The organism is Streptomyces sp. NPDC001493 (genome assembly GCF_053597235.1).
This window is the reverse complement of sequence record NZ_JBSFHV010000004.1, coordinates 185,826-203,796: the sequence shown is the minus strand read 5'-3', so window position 1 is coordinate 203,796 and position 17,971 is coordinate 185,826. Positions and strand designations below refer to the sequence as shown.

Genomic DNA, 17,971 nt, shown 5'->3' with positions numbered 1-17,971 from the left:
AGCACCGTTACAAGCTTTCCGATCCGCATCCCGACCCGATCGCCGACTGCCGAGGGGCGCTCATGGAGACCTTGCTCTTGATCCTGACGCTGCTCTTCGTCGCGTTCGTGGCCCTCGGCGTGTACGCCGGGGTGAAGGCCGTCAAGGCCGCCAAGCGGGGCGTCGACCGGACACTCACCCAGGCCCGGCGGACGGTCGAGGAGACCACCCTGCGGGCGAAGAGTTACGGCCAGCCCGGGGTCACCGGCGAGCTGGCGCAGCTGCGGCTCTCCCTGCGCACCGCGATGCGCGCGACCCAGGAGACGCTGGGGGCCGGGGCCGCCGAGGACGCCTCGCTCTCGGAGTCCCTGGGGCTCTTCCAGCGGCTCAGCGCGCACGGCCGGGAGCTGGACGACGAGCTGAGGCGGCTGGAGCGGGAGCCCGACCGCGCCACGGTGGCGACACTGATGCCCGGACTCCGGGAGCGCACCGAGCGCATCACGAAGTCCGCCGACTCGCTCCGCTGGGCGGCCCGTGACCGTGCCAGGCGGTTCGCCGACGACGACTTGGACGCCCTCAACGCGCAGATCGACGTGGAGGCCGGGGCGCTGCGGCACTGGACGACGGGCGAGGAGCCGACGGCTACGGCTCCCCGGACGCCGCACGGTTCCGGGGAGAACAGGAGCTCCGGTGCGTCCCGTGGTTCCGGCGCGCCCCAGGGGTTCGGGGCGGCCGCGCCGGGGGCGGGGCGGGAGACCGCGCGCGAGCTGCCGGAGTCAGGTCCCGCCGCGCGGATCAGGCCGCCGTGGCAGAAGTCGGCCCGGCCGGAGACGACGAACTGAGCGTCGGGGCGTCGGGCGTGGAGCGTCGGGGCTTCGAGCGGGACGCCTCCGCGCGTGGTGCGGCGTGGTGGGTGGTGGCCCCGGGCGGCGGCGCCGTAGATGGCAAGATGCCTCCCGCACCATCCGTAAAGGATCAGCGGCCCGGGGTCGGGCTGCAGCGCCACTCCACCGGAAGGTAATCTCCGGCTCATGTCCCGCCATGTCGCGATCGTTACCGATTCAACGGCCTACTTGCCTCCCCGGACGATGGAGCGGCACGGCATCACAGCGGTGCCGCTGACCGTCGTCCTCGGCGACCAGGCGTTGGAGGAGGGCACGGAGATCTCGTCCCGTTCGCTCGCGGTGGCTCTCCAGAAGCGCCGTTCGGTGACCACGTCCCGCCCCAGCCCGGAGGTCTTCGCCGAGACCTACCGGGCGGCGGCCGAAGCGGGTGCGACCGGTGTCGTCTCGCTGCACCTGTCCGCGGAGTTCTCGGGAACGTACGACGCCGCGCTGCTCGCCGCGAAGGAAGCCCCGGTGCCGGTGCGGGTGGTGGACACCGGGATGGTCGCGATGGCCCTCGGATTCTGCGCGCTGGCGGCGGCCGAGGCCACCGAGGCGGGCGGCGGACTTGACGACGCGGTACTGGCGGCGGAGCGGCGGGCACGTGTGACCTCCGCCTACTTCTACGTGGACACCCTCGACTACCTTCGCCGGGGCGGCCGGATCGGGGCGGCCCAGGCGCTGTTCGGGTCCGCGCTGGCCGTGAAGCCGTTGCTCCAGCTCGACGGCGGGCGCATCGAGCTGCTGGAGAAGGTACGGACGGCCTCCCGGGCCATCGCCCGGCTGGAGGAGATCGTCGCCGACCGGGCAGGTACGGGCGCCGTCGACATCGCGGTGCACCACCTCGCGGCTCCGGAACGGGCCGAGCGGCTCGCGGAACGCCTGCGGGAGCGGGTGCCCGGGCTGGTGGACCTGCACGTCAGCGAGGTCGGTGCGGTGATCGGCGCGCACACGGGGCCGGGGCTGCTCGGCGCGGTGATCTCGGAGCGGTGACTTCGGGGGCGGTGATCCCGGCCCGGTGTTTTCGGGCCGGTTTCCCTCCTTCGGGTGGCGGAGTTATCCACAACTGGGCGGTTGTCCACGGAAATCAGGGCTGCTCAGCGGGTTTGCTCGGAAGTGCCTAACGTCCTGAGGCATGGCTCTTCGATCAGCTCATCCGCGTCCGTTCTCGTCCGCTCCCGTCCCCGGCCTCCCCGACCTCTCCGGTCTTCCCGCACTTCCCGACTCCCGGTACCCGCAGCCCGCTGACGTCGCGTCCGGACCCGGGACTGTTCGTGGTGCCGTCTCCGGTGTTCGCCCCGGGCGGCGTGCGAGGGGGCGGCCGGAGGAAGAGGCGGCGGTGGCGGGGCGCCGCCGGGCCGACGCGTTGCTGGGCGAGGCGGAGGCGGGGCCGGTGGCCGAGCCGGCGGGGGTGTCGGTAGGGGTGCCGGTGGGGGAGGAAGCCACCGGGGCCGTGGCTCGTGCCGCTCTGCGGGAGCGGTTACCTCTCTGGTTCCAGCTCCGGTGCGCCCTCGAACCGAAGGCGACGGCCGCCCTGGGCGTGGTTCTGGCCGGCCTCGCGGTCCTGGCCGGGGTGCACTTCTGGACCGCCGGGCCGGAGCCCGTACGCGTCCCCGAAGCGGTGCGGGCTGCGGCCGAGGTGTCCGCCCTGCCGCGTACGGAGATCGTGGGGGGGCTCTCGCTGTCGGCGTCCCCGTCGTCACCGCCACGGCCGTCCGCCGCCGTTGCTCCCGACGCCGTGGCCGCCGACCGGATCGTGGTCGACGTGAACGGCAAGGTGCGGCGGCCGGGCGTCCAGCATCTGAGGGCCGGATCGAGAGTCGCCGACGCGCTGCAGGCCGCCGGGGGCGTACTCGCGGGGACGGACATCACCGGCCTCAACCGCGCCCGGATCCTCAACGACGGCGAGCAGGTGGTGGTCGGGATCCCCATGGCCCCACCGCCCCCGGGGGCGGTGGGCGGACCGGGCGCGGGCGGCGGAGGGGCGGCGCAGACCGGGCCCCTGAGCCTCGGCTCCGCCACCGCCGAGCAGCTGGAGACACTGCCGGGGGTCGGGCCGGTCCTGGCCCAGCACATCGTCGACTACCGCACCGAGCACGGGGGATACGGCTCCGTCGACGAACTGCGGCAGGTCACGGGCATCGGTGACCGGCGCTTCGCCGATCTCCAGCCCCTGGTGCGGCCATGATCCGGGACACCGGAGCCCCCGTCCGCCCGGAGTGCCCGGCGGCTTCCGGAACGAGTAGGGGCGAGGGTGCGGGCACGCGTACGGCTGCGGGCTCGGGTGCGGGGCAGGAAGGCCCGGCCGATCTGCGGCTGGTGCTGCCCGCTCTCGCCGCCTGGGTGTCCGCCGCGCTCTGCCTCGTCCTCCCCGGGGCCTGGACGGCGGTGGGGGTCGCCGTCTGTCTCGTTGCGGCCCTGGTACTCCTGCGCATGGCGCGGGGCAAGGGGAGCCGCCGGCCCACCGGGAAAGTCGCGGTCTGCGCCGTACTGCTGTGTGCGGCGGCCGGGGCCGCTTCGGCTGGGCTGCACGTGGCCGACGTCCGCCGAGGTCCGGTACCGGAGCTGGCGCGGGCGCACACGGAGGTGGAGGCGGAGGTGACCGTCACCTCCGATCCGGTACGGACGCGGGCCCAGGTGCGGGGCAGCCGGAGCATGCCGGCCCTGCTGCTGATCGACGCCGAGGTCACCCGGCTCGCGCTCCCCGGCCCCGGCCCGGGTCCCGGATCGGGTGTGGCTTCTCCCGGCTCCGGTGCGGCTCCCGCCGTCGGGGAGGCCTACCGGCTCCGCACGCCGGTCGTCCTCATGGTGTCGCCCGGCGCCGCGACGCGGGCGTGGGGGAGCCTGCTGCCCTCCACGGGTCTGCGGGTCGGCGGCCGGCTCGTCCCCTCCGCGCGCGAGGGCGAGCGGAGCGCGGCAACCCTGCGGGTGGCGACGGGCACCGCGCCACGGATCGTCACCGGGCCCGTCTTCACGCAGCGCCTGGCGGGGGAGTTGCGCGGAGGGCTGCGCCGGGCCACCGAGGGGCTCGGCCCGGACGCCCGGGCGCTGCTGCCCGGCCTGGTGGTCGGCGACACCTCACGCGTCCCGACCGAACTGCACGACGCCTTCCGGTCCACCGATCTCGCGCACTTGCTATCCGTATCCGGTGCGAATCTGTCCATTCTGCTCTTCTTGCTGATCGGCCCTCCGGGTGCTGCCCTGAGTGCCGAACGGCGGGGCCTCGCACCCCGGCTGGGGCTGACCTTGCGCACGACGGCGCTGATCGGTGGCCTGATCGCCCTCGCGTTCGTGATCGTCTGCCGGCCGGAGCCGAGCGTGCTGCGGGCGGCGGCGTGCGGAGTGATCACGCTCCTCGCCATCGGGACCGGCCGGCGCAGAGCCCTGATTCCCGCGCTGGCGGCGGCGGTTCTGCTGCTGGTGCTGTACGACCCGTGGCTGGCCAGGAGTTACGGCTTCCTGCTCTCCGTCCTCGCCACCGGATCGCTGCTCACGCTCGCGCCGAGCTGGGGAGCAGCCCTGTGCCGGAGGGGGGTTCCCGCGAGGCTCGCCGAGGTGCTGGCCGCGGCGGCGGCTGCGCAAGCCGTCTGCGCGCCCGTCGTCGTGGTGCTGGCCTCCCGGGTGAGCCTGGTGGCGATCCCGTGCAACCTGCTCGCCGAGTTCGCGGTGGCGCCCGCGACGGTCCTCGGGTTCGCCGTGCTCGCCGCGGCCCCGGTGTCGATGCCCGCGGCGCAGGTGCTGGCCCGGATCGCGGGGTGGCCGGTCGAGTGGATCGCGGGTATCGCCAGAACGGGCGCCGGGCTGCCCGGGGCGGAGGCGGCCTGGCCCGGCGGCTGGGGAGGGGCCGCGCTGCTGGCGGGAGCCACGCTGCTCGTGGTGGTGGGTGCCCGCCGCTTGGGCCGGCACCCCTGGGTCTGCTCGGTGGCCGCGCTGCTGCTGGTCCTCGCGGTGTTCAGACCCGTGCCGTTGACCCGCATGGTGACGGGGTGGCCTCCGCCGGGCTGGGCCTTCGCCCTCTGCGACGTCGGGCAGGGCGACGCGATGGTGCTCGCGGCCGGTGACGGGACCGGGGTCGTCGTGGACGCCGGCCCCGAACCGGCACCCGTCGACCGGTGCCTGCGGGAGCTGGGCGTCCGACGTGTGCCACTGCTGGTGCTGACCCACTTCCACGCGGACCATGTGCGCGGCCTGCCCGGCGTGCTGCGGGGCAGGACGGTGGGCGCGGTCCAGACGACCGGCCTCGAACAGCCGCCGGAGCAGGCCGCGTTCGTACGGCGGACCGCCGCCGACTCGGGCGTACCGCTTGTTCCGGTGGCGGCGGGGGAACACCGCCGTATCGGGGCACTCGACTGGCAGGTCCTGTGGGCCGGGGCGGGCGCCGGGGCGACGGCTGCGGCTCCGGGCGTACCGGAGGAGCCGAACGACTCCAGTGTCACCCTGCTGGTCACGGCGCGGGGCGGCCTGCGGCTGCTGCTCCTGGGCGACCTCGAACCCCCGGCCCAGCAGGGGCTGATACGCGCCCACCCCGAACTGTCCGGAGTGGACGTGCTCAAGGTGGCGCACCACGGCTCGGGTTTCCAGGACCCGGGGCTGATGCGCCGGGTGCGGCCCAGGCTCGCGCTGATCTCCTGCGGCGCAGGGAACCCGTACGGGCACCCCGCCCCGCGCACCGTGGCCGCACTGGCGGCGGGCGGCGCGAAGGTGCTGCGTACGGATGTGGACGGGGCGATCGCCGTGAGCGGCGCGGGGGCGGGGCTGCGGGTGGTGGGCCGTCGGTAGGAGGCTCCGGTACGGGGAGGCCGGTACGGGGGTCCGGCGCCGGGAAGGGGAGTGGGGTGTCCGCAATACGGACCATTCTGTGAGAGGTGGCGTCAATAAGGATGTTCGGTAACAGCCCGTCACAGCACCGTGCATCCCCGTACGAGCAGCTCTGTTTGCCTCGAACGTGGCAAGAATGATCGAATGCATTTTCGTCGGCGGGCCGCTGCTCCGACAACGACGTCCAGCTGTAGGGGCCCCAGGTGATCGCCCCCAGGAGTGCGCATGTTCGGCCGTTGGTTTCGCAGCAATGGACAATCGGGTGTCGCCTCCGGTGGCGCCCTCGCCGGAGTCACCGTGCCGCAGTCCGCGGGCGTGATCAGCTGCCGGGTGCTCGACCCGGTCGACCAGCCGGTGCTGCAGGCCGAGTTCGTCGTCACGGACGCCGGAGGCCGCAGGGTCTTCGGCGGCGACACCGACCCGTACGGGAGGATCCTCGCGGCGGTCCCGGCGGGCGAATACCGACTGGGCGTCACCTCCGAGGGATTCACGCCCTTCCACGGCCCGGTCACGGTGACCGAGAGCGGCCACGCGAACCTCGGCGACGTGCGGCTCCAGCTGGCGCAGCCCCCGCAGCTCCCCGCCCCCGGCGACTGGGAGATCGAGCCGACCCACACCCAGATCGGCTTCACCGCCCGGCACATCGGCATGGCGCGCGTCCACGGCAGGTTCAACACCTTCGCCGGCGCCATCCGCATCGCGGAGCACATGGAGGACTCGGCGATGCACGTCATCATCGACGCCGCGTCGATCGACACCAATGTCCAGATGCGCGACGACCACCTGCGGTCGGCCGACTTCCTGGACGTCGGCCGCTTCCCGACGCTGGAGTTCTACAGCGAGCGGTTCGTGCACCGCGGCGGGAGCCGGTGGGCCGTCACCGGGGCGCTCACCCTGCACGGCGTCAGCCGTACCGTGACGCTGGAGACCCAGTACCTCGGTCTCGGTAACGGGCTGGAGGGCGAGGCGCGGGCCGCCTGCCGGGCCACCACCGAGCTGCACCGCGAAGACTTCACCCTCACCTGGCAGACGATGCTGGCCAAGGGGATCGCGGTCGTCGGCTCCAGCATCTCCATCGAGATGGACATCCAGATCGTCCAGAAGAGCTGATCCCCCGGGCAGGGCCCGGGCCTCACGGGGGCCATGGACCCTGCCCCGCCCGGCGCCCCTCTCGCCCCCGCTCCCGCAGCGGCCTCTACGGGGCCTCCAGCCACCCCTCGTACTCCGCCGCGAAGGCGTCGAGCTCGGCGGTGTCCAGCTGCCCGTCCGGGTCCTCCACGACCACCAGCCACTGGGCGTCCTCGGCGTCGTCCTCACCGGCCAGCGCGTCCCTCAGCAACTGCGGTTCCTCGCCGACGGCGAAGCGGTCGGGGAGTTCTTCGGCAACCTCCCGGGCGGCATCGCGGTCGGGCAGCACCAGTACATGTCTCACATCGCTCACCCACCCATTCTCGCCCGCGTGCCACCGTGCCCCGGACCGCGGGGATCGGGGACCTGGGATCGGGGACCGGAGGCCGGACCCCGCACCGGCCGGACCGGATCCCCCACCTGTCGGCCCGGGCGGCAGCAGACCGGGCTGTCGGTGGGGCGTGGGATGCTGGACGGCGATGGCCACCAGAAGGAATCCCACCGACGACCCGCTCGCCCCTGTCACGCTCGCCGTGGGCCAGGAGGACCTCCTCCTCGACCGCGCCGTGCAGCAGGTGGTGGCGGCAGCCCGCGCCGCCGACGCCGATACGGACGTCCGCGATCTCGCCTCGGAGCAGTTGCAGCCCGGCACGCTCGCCGAGCTGACCAGCCCGTCCCTCTTCGCCGAGCGGAAGGTGGTGATCGTCCGCAACGCCCACGATCTCTCCGCCGACACCGTGAAGGACGTCAAGGCGTACCTCGACTCCCCGGCCGAGGAGATCACTCTGGTGCTGCTCCACGCGGGCGGCGCCAAGGGCAAGGGCCTGCTGGACGCGGCCCGCAAGGCCGGAGCGCGTGAGGTCGCCTGCCCGAAGACGACGAAGCCGGCCGAGCGGCTCACCTTCGTACGGTCGGAGTTCCGGGCGCTGGGCCGTTCGGCCACCCCGGAGGCGTGCCAGTCCCTCGTGGACTCCATCGGCAGCGACCTCCGGGAGCTGGCGAGCGCCGTCTCCCAGCTCGTCGCGGACGTCGAGGGCACCATCGACGAGGCCGTGGTCGGGCGCTACTACACGGGCCGCGCCGAGGCGTCCTCGTTCACCGTCGCAGACCGGGCGGTCGAAGGACGGGCGGCCGAGGCGCTGGAGGCGCTGCGCTGGTCGCTGTCGACGGGGGTCGCCCCCGTCCTCATCACCAGCGCCCTCGCCCAGGGCGTCCGGGCCATCGGCAAGCTCTCCTCGGCCCGGGGGGGACGCCCCGCCGACCTGGCCCGCGAGCTGGGCATGCCGCCGTGGAAGATCGACCGCGTGCGCCAGCAGATGCGCGGCTGGACCCCGGACGGGATCGCGGCGGCGACCCTGGCCGTGGCCGCCGCCGACGCGGGCGTCAAGGGCGGCGGGGACGATCCGGAGTACGCCCTGGAGAAGGCGGTCGTCGCCGTGGCGCGCGCCGCCCGCGCCGGCCGCTGAACCCGGGCTGCTGAACTCCGGCCGCTGAGGTCAGGGCCGGAGGGCGGAGCCTCCTTGGCATCCGTGCCCGCGCATCCGTGCCGAGTGCCCGCGTACCCGTGCCGCGTGCCCACGCCACCCACGCGAAAAGGCCCACCCACGCGGAAAGGCCCCGTTCGTCGCCCCGGGGGAGGGGGACGAACGGGGCCTTTCCGTTCACGCTGTGTGTGCCGCACCCGCGTGGCGAACGCAGGTTCGGTGTGCGGCACGGGGTGCCGGTCAGGAGCGGGAGAGAGGGCCCGCTGTGTCCGTTCCGGCGATCACATCAGGGTGCTCAGGCGCTGAGGGAGGCAACCTTGGAGGCCAGGGCCGACTTCTTGTTGGCCGCGGCGTTCTTGTGGATGACACCCTTGGAGACGGCCTTGTCGAGCGCGCGGGAAGCGTCGCGAGCGGCCGTGGTGGCCTTCTCGACGTCACCGGCGACGGCAGCCTCACGGGCCTTGCGGATCGCGGTCTTGAGCGACGACTTGACGGCCTTGTTGCGCAGGCGCGCCTTCTCGTTGGTCTTGTTCCGCTTGATCTGGGACTTGATGTTCGCCACGAGAGAGCCTTTTCAGGTTCGTTGGATCTTCTGAGTGCGCCGCGCGTCTCCGCGGTATCACCCAGGGAGCCACGAGGCACAGCTGCCCACGGTACCAGTCACCCTCCTACCGGCCCAAACCCGTGGCTCGGGCCCAGGCGTGGGACGATGGAAGCTACGTATAGATCCGACCGACCCGACATCGACCCGAGACACGGCGTTCGGCGTCTCAAGAATCAGGACCCTGCGTGCCCGCGACTCCCACCAACGTGCCTGCGCCGAGCCGTACCGACCCGGCGCTGATCCGCAACTTCTGCATCATCGCGCACATCGACCACGGCAAGTCGACCCTTGCCGACCGGATGCTCCAGCTGACGGGCGTGGTCGACCAGCGGCAGATGCGCGCTCAGTACCTCGACCGGATGGACATCGAGCGCGAGCGCGGTATCACCATCAAGTCCCAGGCGGTCCGTCTGCCGTGGGCGCCCACCACGGCGGAGGGCAAGGGCAGCACCCACATCCTCAACATGATCGACACCCCCGGTCACGTGGACTTCACGTACGAGGTGTCGCGCTCGCTCGCCGCCTGCGAGGGCACGGTCCTGCTGGTCGACGCTGCCCAGGGCATCGAGGCGCAGACCCTGGCCAACCTGTACCTGGCCATGGAGAACGACCTCACCATCGTCCCGGTGCTGAACAAGATCGACCTTCCGGCCGCGCAGCCCGAGAAGTTCTCCGAGGAGCTGGCGAACCTCATCGGCTGCCAGCCGGAGGACGTCCTCAAGGTCTCCGCGAAGACCGGTGTCGGCGTGGACGCGCTGCTGGACCGGGTGGTCCGGGACGTTCCGGCCCCCGTGGGCAACGCGGACGCCCCCGCCCGCGCGATGATCTTCGACTCGGTCTACGACTCCTACCGGGGCGTCGTCACGTACGTCCGTGTGGTCGACGGCCAGCTCAACAAGCGCGAGCGCATCCGGATGATGTCGACCGGCGCCACGCACGAGCTGCTGGAGATCGGTGTCTCCTCGCCGGAGATGACCCCGTCGGACGGCCTCGGCGTGGGTGAGGTCGGTTACCTCATCACCGGTGTGAAGGACGTCCGTCAGTCCAAGGTCGGTGACACGATCACCTCCCTGAACAACGGGGCGACCGAGGCGCTGGGCGGTTACAAGGACCCGAAGCCGATGGTGTTCTCGGGGCTCTACCCGCTGGACGGCTCGGACTACCCGGACCTGCGCGAGGCCCTGGACAAGCTCCAGCTCAACGACGCGGCCCTGGTGTACGAGCCGGAGACCTCCGCCGCGCTCGGCTTCGGTTTCCGTGTGGGCTTCCTCGGCCTGCTCCACCTCGACGTGGTCCGTGAGCGACTGGAGCGCGAGTTCGGCCTCGACCTCATCGCCACCGCACCCAACGTGGTGTACCGCGTGACGATGGAGGACGGCACCGAGCACATCGTCACCAACCCGAGCGAGTTCCCCGAGGGCAAGATCGACTCGGTCCACGAGCCGGTCGTCCGGGCCACCGTCCTCGCGCCCAGCGAGTTCATCGGCGCGATCATGGAGCTCTGCCAGAACCGGCGCGGCACCCTGATCGGCATGGACTACCTCTCCGAGGACCGGGTGGAGATCCGCTACACCCTGCCGCTCGCCGAGATCGTCTTCGACTTCTTCGACCAGTTGAAGTCCAAGACCCGCGGGTACGCCTCGCTCGACTACGAGCCCACCGGCGAGGAGTCGGCGCAGCTCGTGAAGGTCGACATCCTGCTGCACGGCGACAAGGTGGACGCGTTCTCCGCGGTCACCCACAAGGACAAGGCGTACGCGTACGGCGTGCGGCTCGTCGCCAAGCTGCAGAAGCTCATCCCCCGGCAGAACTTCGAGGTGCCGATCCAGGCGGCCATCGGCTCCCGGGTCATCGCCCGTGAGACCGTCCGCGCCATCCGCAAGGACGTCCTCGCCAAGTGCTACGGCGGTGACATCTCCCGTAAGCGGAAGCTGCTGGAGAAGCAGAAGGAAGGCAAGAAGCGGATGAAGATGGTCGGCAACGTCGAGGTGCCGCAGGACGCGTTCATCGCCGTCCTGTCCACCGACGAGTCCGGCGCCGAGGGCAAGGGCAAGAAGTAGCCCCGCCCCGCGGCTCCACCGCCGCGGTATCTCCGTGTTCGAGGCGTCACACGTTCGGGCCCCTGTTCCTCCGCACCGCGCGGTGGGCAGGGGTTCGTTCGTTATCAACCGGCCGCCCGTGGCCCCTTACGCGGAAACCGGGCGCGCTTTACCCTGATCACGGCTCGGCTAGTTACTCGCCAGTTAAGCAAGCCGGTGGCGCACCGGCCGTACAGCCGGTGGTGAGCCGGTCGTACAGGGCGGGAACAGTCGAGCGAGCGGGACGAGCAGGACGCGCGGTGGATCAGGATCACGCGCAGAGCGGGAACGAGAAGCAAGCAGACACAGCAGGATCACCAAGCGGCCGGTCGTAGCGATGCCGCAGGCCCGGAGGACGTCGTGAGCGACACACCACAGACCCTGATCGACAACCGACCGCCCTCCGTGGCGAATCTCTTCATCGAGCGGGTGGCCGCCACGCCGGACGGCGAGGCGTACCGCTACCCGGTGCCCTCGTCCACGGGCGAGGGTCCGGACGAGTGGAAGTCGCTGACCTGGGGCGAGTCCGCCGAACGGGTCTACGCCATCGCGGCGGGCCTGATCGCGCTCGGCGTGCGGCCCGAGGAGCGGGTCGCGCTCGCGTCCTCCACCCGCGTCGAGTGGATCCTCGCCGACCTGGGCGTGATGTGCGCCGGCGCCGCGACGACCACGGTCTACCCCTCCACCAACACCGAGGAGTCCGCCTTCATCCTGGCCGACTCCGAGAGCCGGGTGCTGATCGCGGAGGACGCGGCCCAGGTCGCGAAGGCCCGCGAGTCCCGTGCCGAGCTGCCCGACCTCACCCGCGTCGTCGTCATCGACCCGGCCGCCGCCGAGCCCGCCGAGGGCGACCCCGAGGGCTGGCTGCTGACCCTCGCCGAGCTGGAGGCGCGGGGCGCCGCGTACCTGGCGGAGCACCCGGAGGCCGTCGAGGAGCGGGTGTCGGCCATCACCGCCGACCAGCTGGCCACCCTGATCTACACCTCCGGCACCACCGGGCGGCCCAAGGGCGTGCGGCTGCCGCACGACAACTGGTCGTACATGGCCAAGGCCATTCCCGCGAGCGGGCTGATCAGCGGCGACGACATCCAGTACCTCTGGCTGCCGCTCGCGCACGTCTTCGGCAAGGTGCTGATCTCCGGCCAGATCGAGGTCGGCCACATCACCGCCGTCGACGGCCGGGTCGACAAGATCATCGAGAACCTCCCGGTGGTCCGGCCCACCTACATGGCCGCCGTCCCGCGCATCTTCGAGAAGGTCTACAACGGCGTCGCGGCCAAGGCCCGCGCCGGTGGCGGGGCCAAGTACAAGATCTTCCAGTGGTCCGTGGGCGTCGCCCGCGAGTACGCCAAGGTCTCGCAGGACAACTTCCGCCGTACGGGCACCGCCTCCGTCCCCTTCGCCCTCGGCGCCAAGCACCGGGCCGCGGACGCCCTCGTCTTCGCGAAGATCCGCGAGGCGTTCGGCGGCCGGCTGCGCGCCTGCGTCTCCGGCTCCGCCGCCCTCGCCCCCGACATCGGCTACTTCTTCGCCGGTGCGGGCGTGCACGTCCTGGAGGGGTACGGCCTCACCGAGTCCAGCGCAGCCTCCTTCTGCAACCCCGGCGAGGCCTACCGCACCGGCACCGTCGGCAAGCCGTTCCCCGGCACCGAGGTCCGCATCGCCGACGACGGCGAGGTGCTGCTGCGCGGCCCCGGCATCATGGAGGGCTACCACCGGCTCCCGGAGAAGTCGGCCGAGGTGCTGGAGTCGGACGGCTGGCTGCACACCGGCGACATCGGCGAACTCTCCGTCGACGGGTACCTGAGCATCACGGACCGGAAGAAGGACCTGATCAAGACCTCGGGCGGCAAGTACGTCGCGCCGGCCGAGGTCGAGGGCCAGTTCAAGGCGGTCTGCCCGTTCGTCTCCAACATCCTGGTGCACGGCGCGGACCGGAACTTCTGCACCGCGCTCATCGCCCTGGACGAGCCCGCGATCCTCGGCTGGGCGGCCGAGAACGGCCTGGACGGAAAGTCGTACGCCGAAGTGGTGGCCGCCCCGCAGACCGTGGAGCTCATCGAGGGCTACGTCAACGAGCTCAACGCGGGACTTCAGCGGTGGCAGACCATCAAGAAGTTCCGCCTGCTCCCGCGTGACCTGGACATCGAACACGGCGAGCTGACCCCCAGCCTCAAGCTGAAGCGGCCGGTCGTCGAGCGCGAGTACAAGTCGCTGATCGAGGACATGTACGCGGGGACGCGCGAGGCCTGAGAGCGGGCGCGGGACGGCGCGGGCCCCGGGGCGGTACGGCAGACGGCCGTGCCGCCCCGCGTTCCCTCCGCACCCGATCCGCGACCGGCGTCCCCCGGCGGGCGCGCCGGGCCGGGTACGCCGCGCCGTGATCGCGCTCCCCGCTGCCTACGTCATGCGCCCGCCGTGCGCCCCGGCGTGCGACCCGCGCGGGGTTGGCGTGTATTCCTTCTCCCAGTTCGGTAACTCCGTGCGCCTGTGCACGGCCGGTCTGTCACTCTGTCGTGTGTCGGCGGCGTTTCGAGATCCGGAGGAGCCGCACCGTGGGGCCAATTCCACTGCAACGGGCCACCATTCACCGGCCGGGTGGCACCGACGCGGACGGGGCGGGCGGACCCCCGCTCGTCAGTACGACCAGTCTGCCCGCGACACCGCAGTCCCCGTCCGGGGCCCGTCGGTTCGTCCGTGCCGTGCTCGCCGAATGGGCCGGGCTCGGGGTGCCCGCCGCCGTGGGGTTCAGCGACCGGCTCGCCGACGACCTGGTGAACGTCGCCAGCGAGCTGGTCACCAACGCCGTGGTGCACGCCGGGACCGTGGTCGACGTGCTGGTGCGCCTGGAGCACGCGACGGGCGAGGAACCCGCCGCCCTGGTCCTGGAGGTCACCGACCACCACCCGGCCCGCGCGACCGGCGAAGAGACCGGGGAGCCGGTCACCGCCCCCAAGGCGCTCCCCGGCGCGGGCGCGGCCACCCCGCCCGCCGTCACCGCCCCCGACGCCACGGCCACCGCCACCGCCCCCGGGGCAACCGCCGTCGGCGAGCCGTACGGTCTGGCCGAATACGGTCGCGGGCTCGACCTCGTCGCCGCGCTCTCCGTCGCCTGGGGCATCACCTACCGCACCGGGCACAAGACCGTCTGGGCCCGGCTCCTCGTGGACGACTGGGGCGTCGGCGCACCGGCCCGGGCGGACACCCCGGTCGAGCACCGGCAGGGCGCGGACCCCGCCGCGGCGGCCGCCGGCCATCCGGCCTTCGTGCCCCCGCAGCCCGCCGCGGACCATCTGGTGGCCGCCGCTCCGCCCGGGGCGCGCGACGACAGCGTCTGGGACCGGCAGGGTGCGCTCGCCTTCCTCGCGGAGGCGTCCGACCTGCTCACCGGGCAGCTCGACGAGGAGCTGGTGGCGACGATAGCGGGCCGGATGCTCGTCCCCCGGCTGGTCGACTGGTGCGCGATCTGGCTGGACGAGGAGGGTTCCGGCGCCCCGGGCGCGCCCCGCCTCACCCGCGTACGGCACGGCGACGAGCCGGGCGCCGGTCCGCTGGGCGGTGCACTGGAGAGTGAACCGTTCCGGCTGCCGGGCGGCGCCGGACCGGGACCCGTGCCGCTGCCCTGGCCGCCGGGCGGCCGGGAGCCGGGCGCCCACGACGGGGCCGCCCTCGCCTGCCGCATCACGGCGGGCGGCCGCGGTCTGGGCACCGTGCTCGTCGGCCGCGACCACGACTCCGGCGCCGAGCTGCCCGCGGCCGTGGTCGGGGTCGTGGAGGACTTCGTACGCCGCCTCGGCCAGGCGGTCGGGGCCGCCCGCGCCTACACCCGGCAGGCCACCATCAGCCGCATCCTCCAGCGCGGGCTGCTGCCCAACAAGGTCGCCGACATCCCCGGCATGAGCAGCGCCGTCGTCTACGAGCCCAGTGACGACGGCGTGGTCGGAGGTGATTTCTACGACATCTTCCCGTGCCCGAAGAGCCGCTGGTGCTTCGTCCTCGGCGACGTCCAGGGCAGCGGCCCGGAGGCCGCCGTGGTGACCGGCCTGGCCCGGCCCTGGCTCCGGCTGCTGTCCCGCGAGGGTTTCGGCGTCGGCGAGGTGCTGGACCGGCTCAACCGGCTGCTGCTCGACGACGCCATGGAGGCCGCCGAGGCCGCCGCTCTGATGGTCGCGGCGGCGGGCGGGCAGCAGCTGACGGACGCCGGGCAGTCCCGGTTCCTCTCGCTGCTCTACGGCGAGGTCGTCCCGCTCCCCGGCGGCGGCGCCCGCTGCACGGTGGCCAGCGCGGGCCACCCGCTGCCCCTGCTGCTCCGCCCGGACGGCACGGTGCGCCCGGTCGCCGAGCCGCAGGTGCTGCTCGGGGTGGTGGAGGACGTGGCGTACGAGAGCCAGAGCTTCGTCCTGGAGCCGGGCGACAGCCTGCTCTGCGTCACCGACGGGGTCACCGAGCGGCGCTCCGGCTCCGCGCTCTTCGACGACGGCGACGGCCTCTCCCGGGCCCTCGCGACCTGCGCCGGGCAGAGCGCGTCGCAGGTCGCGGAGGAGATCCGCCGGGCCGTGCACGGCTTCTCCGAGCTGCCGCCGGACGACGACGTGGCCCTGCTGGTGCTGCGCGCCGACTGAGCGGCCGGGCCCGGTCCGCGCTGCCGGGCCCGGCCGCTCGGTGGGGCCCGGGCCGTGCCGCCGGGCCCGTCGGCTCACTCCTGGCCGGCGTGCTCCTCGGTGGTGCGGGAGTCGGTGAGGGTGAGGGCGCCGACCGCGGCGATCAGGCCGACGACGACCGCCAGCACGGCGTAGGTGATCCGCTCGCCGTGGAAGAACGAGGCCACCAGGGCGCCGCTCCAGGTGCCCGCGGGCAGCTGCGTGGTGACCAGGGCGGCGATCAGGGTGCCGACCACGGCGGTGCCGATGCTGCTGCCGACCTCCTGGGCGGTGTCGTTGAGCGCCGTACCGATCGACGTGCGGTTGCCGGGCATCGCGTCGACGAGCGCGATGGCGCAGATGGTCATGACGGTGCGCAGGCCGATGGTCATCACGACCATGCAGACCGCGATGGCGAGGTACCCGTGGCTGACGCCCCAGGACAGGCCGGCCAGTGAGCCGGCCAGGCAGGCCGCGCCGACGAGGCAGGCGACGCGGTGGCCGAACCGTCCCGCGAGCCATTCGGAGAGCGGGGTCGCGGCGATCATGGTCACGATGAGCGGCAGGTTGGCCAGGCCGGCCCGGACGGGGCTCCACCCGTAGGCGTACTGGAAGTGCAGGATCAGCCCGAACATCACGGCGGCCATCGCGATGGCCGTGCCGATCTGCGCGATTGCCGCGCCCCGGACCGTGCCATTGGAGAAGAGGCGGAGGTCCAGCATGGGGGAGGTGCTGCGGCGCTCGTGCGCCACGAAGGCGAGGCCCGCGGCGAGGGCGCCGAGGAGCGAGGCGAGGGTGGCCGCGGAGAGCCAGCCGTGCTCGACGCCGCTGGTCAGCGCGTAGCAGGCGAGGCCGATGGTGGCGACGCTCAGCGCGGCGCCCGGCAGGTCGAGCCGGTCGCGGGTCAGGTCCTCGGGACGGTCGGCCGGGACGCCGAGGCGGACGCCGACGGCCGCGATCAGCGCGATCGGGGCGTTGACGAGCAGGAGCCACTGCCACCGCGCGTGGGCCAGGGCGGTGCCGCCCAGCAGGGGACCGAGGATGAATCCGGAGAGACCGACGGTGATCATCAACGTCATCGCGCGCATCCGCAGCGCCTTGTCGTCGAAGAGCCGGAAGACCAGCGAGTTGGTGATGGGGGCCATCGCCGCCGCGGCGATGCCGAGACCGGCCCGCAGGGCGATGAGCTGGCCCGAGGTGCTGACCGCGGCGACGCCCAGACTCAGCAGGCCGAACACCGCCAGGCCCACCAGCAGCACCCGCCGGCGTCCGAGCCGGTCGGCCATCGATCCCGCCGTGAGCAGCAGACCGCCGAAGGTCAGGGAGTACGCGCCGGTGACCCACTGGAGCGCGGTCGTACCGCTGCCGAGGTCCCGGCCGATCGTGGGCAGCGCGATCGACAGCAGCGTGTTGTCGACCATCTCGACGAAGAAGGCCAGGCAGAGCGCGGCCAGGGGTATCCAGGCCGCTCGCAGGGACGGGTAGGTGCGCGACGCGCCGGGCGGCGCGTCGGTGGTGGCGGTCGTGGTCATGGCGGGCCTCCTCGCGGAACGCCGCCGACTGTCGAACGACGTTCTATAGAACGTTGTTCCAAGATAGAACGACGTTCGATGATGATGCAAGCTGTGATTGGATGGGGTACATGACAGGCCCGCGACCACGACCCGCCGACCGCCCTTCCCGAGGACGGCAACGTGCCTCGCACTCCATCGAGGCCGTGCTCACGGCGGCCGTGGACCTGCTCGACGAGGCGGGCGAGCCGGCGCTCACCCTCCGCGCCCTCGCCGCCAGGCTCGGCACCGGCGTCGGCAGCATCTACTGGTACGTCTCCGGCAAGGACGAGCTGCTCGACCGGGCCATCGACCACGTGCTCGGCGGGGTGCTGACCGCGGTCGAGGGACAGGCGAGCAGCGGCGACCCCATCGACGACCTGCGCGTGATGGCCGTCACGCTCTTCGACGCGATCGTCGACCGGCCCTGGCTGGGCGGGCACTTCATGCAGAACCTCAGCTCCCGGGGCAACTCGCTGCGGCTCTACGAGGAGCTCGGGCAGCGCACCCTCCGGCTCGACCTCACGCCGAAGCAGCGGTTCCACGCCGTCTCGGCGGTCGTGGGCGTCGTCGTCGGCAGCGCCGCCGACATGGGGCAGGAACCGCCCCGCGAGGTGGTCGACGGATCCGTGGGCCGCGACGAGTTCCTCGGCCGCTACGCCAGCATGTGGCGCGGCCTCGACCCCGAGCAGTTCCCCTTCGTGCACGACATCGTCGACGAGTTCGACGGGCACGACGACAAGGAGCAGTTCCTCGCCGGGCTGGAGCTGACGCTCGCCGGCCTCCGCCTCCAGGCGGGAGCCTGA

The 17,971-nt window shown here is 72.7% G+C and carries 13 protein-coding genes; 10 read left to right on the top strand and 3 right to left on the bottom strand.

The features are described from left to right. The first annotated feature begins 62 nt into the window (after nt 1-62). From ACWCWD_RS08635 to ACWCWD_RS08615, 5 genes are all read left to right on the top strand, one after another. The gene (locus ACWCWD_RS08635; RefSeq protein ID WP_450771264.1) at nt 63-821 is read left to right on the top strand and encodes a hypothetical protein; all 759 of its coding nucleotides are present in this window, start codon (nt 63-65) and stop codon (nt 819-821) included. Nucleotides 822-1,010: 189 nt separating this feature from the next. Continuing rightward, a complete protein-coding gene (locus ACWCWD_RS08630; RefSeq protein WP_450771263.1) occupies nt 1,011-1,856 on the top strand; it encodes a DegV family protein in 846 nt (281 codons plus the stop codon). 346 nt (nt 1,857-2,202) lie between these two features. Further along, a complete protein-coding gene (locus ACWCWD_RS08625; RefSeq protein ID WP_450771261.1) occupies nt 2,203-3,051 on the top strand; it encodes a helix-hairpin-helix domain-containing protein in 849 nt (282 codons plus the stop codon). Beyond that, nucleotides 3,048-5,642 carry a ComEC/Rec2 family competence protein gene (locus tag ACWCWD_RS08620; RefSeq protein WP_450771260.1) on the top strand — a complete coding sequence of 865 codons (2,595 nt, stop codon included), beginning with the start codon at nt 3,048-3,050 and terminating at the stop codon, nt 5,640-5,642. Before ACWCWD_RS08625 ends, ACWCWD_RS08620 begins: the two co-directional genes overlap by 4 nt. Nucleotides 5,643-5,906: 264 nt before the next feature. Next, nucleotides 5,907-6,791, top strand: coding sequence for a YceI family protein (locus ACWCWD_RS08615; RefSeq protein WP_450771259.1), 885 nt, complete (start codon nt 5,907-5,909; stop codon nt 6,789-6,791). Between the two features lie 85 nt (nt 6,792-6,876). Here ACWCWD_RS08615 and ACWCWD_RS08610 read toward each other — a convergent pair whose 3' ends face one another. Further along, nucleotides 6,877-7,122, bottom strand: a complete 246-nt coding sequence (locus ACWCWD_RS08610) for a hypothetical protein (RefSeq protein ID WP_450771258.1) — start codon at nt 7,120-7,122, stop codon at nt 6,877-6,879. Nucleotides 7,123-7,288: 166 nt separating this feature from the next. On the opposite strand from ACWCWD_RS08610, the gene holA reads away from it, so the two are divergent. After that, nucleotides 7,289-8,275 (top strand): DNA polymerase III subunit delta, encoded by a 987-nt coding sequence (gene holA, locus ACWCWD_RS08605; RefSeq protein ID WP_450771257.1) that lies wholly within the window; start codon nt 7,289-7,291, stop codon nt 8,273-8,275. A 313-nt stretch (nt 8,276-8,588) separates the two neighbouring features. Here holA and rpsT read toward each other — a convergent pair whose 3' ends face one another. After that, entirely contained in the window at nt 8,589-8,855 is a 267-nt protein-coding gene (gene rpsT / locus ACWCWD_RS08600) for a 30S ribosomal protein S20 (protein ID WP_327175777.1), read from the bottom strand. 227 nt (nt 8,856-9,082) lie between these two features. Here rpsT and lepA point away from each other — a divergent pair, with 227 nt between their 5' ends. From lepA to ACWCWD_RS08585, 3 genes are all read left to right on the top strand, one after another. Continuing rightward, nucleotides 9,083-10,957 (top strand): translation elongation factor 4, encoded by a 1,875-nt coding sequence (lepA, locus tag ACWCWD_RS08595; protein WP_450771256.1) that lies wholly within the window; start codon nt 9,083-9,085, stop codon nt 10,955-10,957. 378 nt (nt 10,958-11,335) lie between these two features. After that, nucleotides 11,336-13,228 (top strand): AMP-dependent synthetase/ligase, encoded by a 1,893-nt coding sequence (locus tag ACWCWD_RS08590; RefSeq protein ID WP_450771255.1) that lies wholly within the window; start codon nt 11,336-11,338, stop codon nt 13,226-13,228. A 302-nt stretch (nt 13,229-13,530) separates the two neighbouring features. Continuing rightward, nucleotides 13,531-15,597, top strand: coding sequence for a SpoIIE family protein phosphatase (locus ACWCWD_RS08585; RefSeq protein ID WP_450771254.1), 2,067 nt, complete (start codon nt 13,531-13,533; stop codon nt 15,595-15,597). A gap of 74 nt (nt 15,598-15,671) precedes the next feature. Here the strand turns inward: ACWCWD_RS08585 and ACWCWD_RS08580 are convergent, their stop codons facing one another. Further along, entirely contained in the window at nt 15,672-17,147 is a 1,476-nt protein-coding gene (locus ACWCWD_RS08580) for an MFS transporter (RefSeq protein ID WP_450771252.1), read from the bottom strand. A gap of 176 nt (nt 17,148-17,323) precedes the next feature. Between ACWCWD_RS08580 and ACWCWD_RS08575 the strand changes: the two genes are divergently transcribed. Then, nucleotides 17,324-17,971: a TetR/AcrR family transcriptional regulator gene (locus ACWCWD_RS08575; RefSeq protein ID WP_450771473.1), complete on the top strand. Its 648-nt coding sequence runs from the start codon at nt 17,324-17,326 to the stop codon at nt 17,969-17,971.